Source organism: Synechococcus sp. R55.7 (assembly GCF_047461955.1).
Taxonomy (GTDB): Bacteria; Cyanobacteriota; Cyanobacteriia; order Thermostichales; family Thermostichaceae; genus Thermostichus.
Map to the genome: position 1 here is coordinate 6526 of NZ_JANSIC010000103.1, position 2814 is coordinate 9339.

A 2814-nucleotide genomic window follows, 5' to 3' on the forward strand; every position below is an offset into this window, starting at 1 on the left:
GCCGCTTTCGGTCAACTTTCTCCCTGGAGCAGGCTGAGTTGCTCAGCGACCTGGGGGATGTTGTTGCAAAACCTGCTTCAAATATCGCCCTGTATGGGATCCGGGGTGCTCAGCCACCTGTTCTGGAGTGCCAACGGCGATGATCTGGCCGCCGCGGTCGCCGCCCTCTGGCCCCAAGTCAATAATCCAATCAGCACAGCGGAGAATGTCCAGGTTATGCTCGATCACCAGCACGGTGTTGCCCGTATCCACCAGCCGTTGCAGGACGTTCAAGAGCTTGTGGACATCGTAAAAAGACAAGCCGGTGGAGGGCTCATCCAGCAGATAGAGGGTTTTGCCGGTGGAGCGGCGGGCCAGTTCTGCGGCCAGCTTGACCCGTTGCGCTTCCCCACCGGAGAGGGTAGGAGCTGGCTGGCCCAGCTTGATGTAATCGAGGCCCACATCGGCCAAGGTCTGCAGGATCTTGGCGGCAGGAGGCAGGGCAGCGAAAAACTCCAGCGCCTCCCCCACCGTCATATCCAGGACTTCGGCGATGTTCTTGCCCTTGTACCTGACCTGCAGGGTTTCGCGGCTGTAGCGGCTGCCCCCACAGACTTCACAGGTGACGTACACATCGGGCAGAAAGTTCATTTCAATCACGTTCACCCCCTGCCCTTTGCAGGCTTCACAGCGCCCCCCCTTGACATTGAAGGAAAAGTGGCCGGATGGGTAGCCTCTGGCCTTGGCATCCAAGGTTTGGGCAAAGGTTTGGCGGATCGGGTCGAACAGGCCGGTGTAGGTGGCAGGGTTGGAGCGGGGGGTACGGCCAATGGGAGATTGGTCGATGACGATCACCTTGTCGATGTGTTCGATGCCCTCAAGTTCTCCCATCTCCGCGGGTTGGGGCACCTTGTGTCCAAGATGGTGCTGCAGGGCAGGGTAGAGCAATTCGTTGACCAAGGTGGATTTGCCGGAGCCGGAGACGCCTGTAACACAGACCAACTTGCCCAGAGGGATCTCCACATCGATGTGCTTGAGGTTGTTTTTGTGGGCATTGGTGAGCTTGAGGGCAACCGCTTTCCCAGCCCGCCGCTGCGCAGGGGTAGGGATCCGCAGCCGCCCCGAAAGATAAGCTCCGGTGATGGAGCGCTCGCAGGCCATGATGTCCGCCAGGGATCCCTGGGCCACCACTTCCCCCCCGTGGATGCCGGCCCCAGGGCCGATATCGACGATGTGGTCGGCGGCACGGATGGTTTCTTCGTCGTGTTCCACCACGATCAGGGTGTTGCCCAGATCTCGCAGGCGAAACAGGGTTTGCAACAGGCGCTCGTTGTCCCGCTGGTGGAGGCCAATCGAGGGTTCGTCCAACACGTAGAGCACCCCCGTCAAGCCGGAGCCCATCTGGCTGGCCAGCCGGATCCGCTGCGCTTCGCCGCCGGAGAGGGTCATGGCCGGGCGGGCCAGCGTTAGGTAGTCCAGGCCCACATCCACCAAAAACTGCAGCCGGGTTTTGATCTCCCGCAGCACCAGCTCGCCGATCTGCACTTGTCGCGGGGTAAGTTTCAACTGCTCCAGGCGGTGCAGGCAGTCGCGGATGGAGATCTCGGTGAGATCGGTAATGCGGTAGCCGCCGATGCGCACGGCCAGAGCTTCCGGCTTGAGACGGGATCCCCCACAGGCGGAACAGGGACGGTAGGTGAGGTAGGCTTCCAGCTTTTGCCGATAGATTTCGGAAGTGGTTTCCTGGTAGTGCCGCTGCAATTGGGGAATCACCCCCTCATAGCGGCGATAGTACCCCCGGCCTCGGTACTGAGATTCTACCTCGGCGATGTAGACCTCCTGGTCGGCGCCGTAGAGGATGATCTGCTGTTGCTGGGGGGTGAGATCACACCAGCGGCTGCTGAGGTCAAAGCCAAAAGCCTTGGCGGCTCCCGCCAACAAAGCCAGATAGTAGGGGTTCTCCCGCTCTGCCCAAGGGGCGATGGCCGCGTACAAGGGGAGCTTGGGATCGGGCACGATCCGCTCGGGGTCGAAGATGGGCTCAAAACCCAGCCCGTGGCAGACAGGACAGGCCCCAATCGGCGAGTTGAAGGAAAACAGGCGCGGCGACAGCTCGCCCATCACCGAACCGTGCTCCGGGCAGGCAAATTGCTCAGAAAAAATCAGCTCCGTTGGCTTGCTGTTCAGGTATTGCCCCGCCGACTCGGCCACCTTTTGCAGCAGCTGTTCTCGCTCCTCTTCCCGCGGCAGCAGCTCCACCACCGCAATTCCTCCCGACTGGCGCAGGCAGGTTGCCAGAGAATCGGCCAGTCGCTCCGCTATGTCGGGGCTCTTGACCAGCCGATCCACCACAACCTCAAGGGTGTGGGTTTTGTTTTTGGCTAACTCGATCTCCTCGCTCAGATCCCGCACCTGGCCGTCGATGCGCACGCGCACAAACCCTTGCTGGCGCAAGCTTTGCAACAGGTTGGCATGGGTGCCCTTTTTCCCCTTCACCACCGGCGAGAGCAACTGAAACCGCGTCCGATCCGGCAGGGCCAGGATCTGATCCACAATTTGATCCACCGTCTGGGGGGCGATCACCCGGTTGCAATGGGGGCAGTGCGGGATCCCAGCTCGCCCATACAGAAGCCGCAGGTAGTCGTAGATTTCGGTAACGGTGCCGACGGTGGAACGGGGGTTGTGGCTGGTGGACTTTTGATCGATGGAGATGGCCGGACTCAGCCCTTCGATGCGATCCACATCCGGCTTGTCCAGTTGCCCCAAAAACTGTCGCGCATAGGCACTGAGGGATTCCACATAGCGCCGCTGTCCCTCGGCAAAGATGGTGTCGAA

At 61.0% G+C, this 2814-nt stretch carries 1 protein-coding gene; it reads right to left on the bottom strand.

Annotation, left to right across the window (positions count from 1 at the left end; genetic code table 11):
* Window positions 1-42 precede the first annotated feature (42 nt).
* The coding region (gene uvrA / locus NW820_RS07095; RefSeq protein ID WP_414407083.1) for an excinuclease ABC subunit UvrA at window positions 43-2814 on the bottom strand (2772 nt) is incomplete at its 5' end.